General features: G+C 58.5%; 1 protein-coding gene. It reads left to right on the forward strand.

Annotation, left to right across the window (positions count from 1 at the left end; translation table 11 throughout):
• Nucleotides 1-87 precede the first annotated feature (87 nt).
• The gene (locus tag HU811_RS27095; protein ID WP_092398895.1) at nucleotides 88-708 is read left to right on the forward strand and encodes a TetR/AcrR family transcriptional regulator; all 621 of its coding nucleotides are present in this window, start codon (nucleotides 88-90) and stop codon (nucleotides 706-708) included.
• The last annotated feature ends 53 nt before the right edge of the window (nucleotides 709-761 follow it).

Here is a 761-nt window from a genome sequence, read left to right on the forward strand (position 1 = left end):
CCACGAAAGCTTTCCCACAAGCGGCGCCGGTGTTTTCAAAAGTGGGTGAATGCTAGTCTTGACCAACGCTGTCGCCAGGGAGCCCTCATGGGCAATCACAAGATCGAGATTCGTCGCAGTAACGTCGAGAAAATCCTGCTGGCCGCCGAAAAGGTCTTTGCCGAAAAGGGCTTCGGCGGCACTGCCATGGCCGACATTGCCGCCGAGGTGCAACTGCCCCGATCCAACCTGCATTACTACTTCAGCACCAAGAGCGAGCTGTACAGCGCCGTGTTGTTCGATCTGCTGGAGGTCTGGAAGCAGGATGCCTTGTGCTTCGAGATGTTCGATGACCCACGGGTGGTGCTCAGCAGTTACATCCGCGCCAAGATGAACCACTCTCGTAGCCGGCCCTACGGCTCGAAGGTCTGGGCCAACGAGGTAATACACGGCGCTCCGACATTGGGCCAGGCGCTGGACGCCAGCCTCTATGACTGGGCCAAGATGAAAGAGGCAAAAATCCGCCAGTGGGTGGAGGACAAACGCATCCTCCCCGTAGAGCCCTCAAGCCTGCTCTACATGATCTGGGCCTCGACCCAGCACTACGCCGACTTCGACCACCAGATCAACATCCTCAATGATCACCAGCCGCTGTCCGATATGCAGTTCGAACGGGCGGTGCAGACGGTGACCAGTGTGATTTTGCGGGGGATTGGGTTGGAGCCCTGAAGTTTGTGGTGCGGCTGATGGCCCTATCGCGAGCAGGCTCGCTCCCACAGTTG

Source organism: Pseudomonas tehranensis (assembly GCF_014268615.1).
GTDB lineage: Bacteria > Pseudomonadota > Gammaproteobacteria > Pseudomonadales > Pseudomonadaceae > Aquipseudomonas > Aquipseudomonas tehranensis.

Excerpts from the sequence above, each read along its gene's own strand:
- HU811_RS27095 (WP_092398895.1), top strand. The coding sequence starts at position 88 with ATGGGCAATCACAAGATCGAGATTCGTCGCAGTAACGTCGAGAAAATC.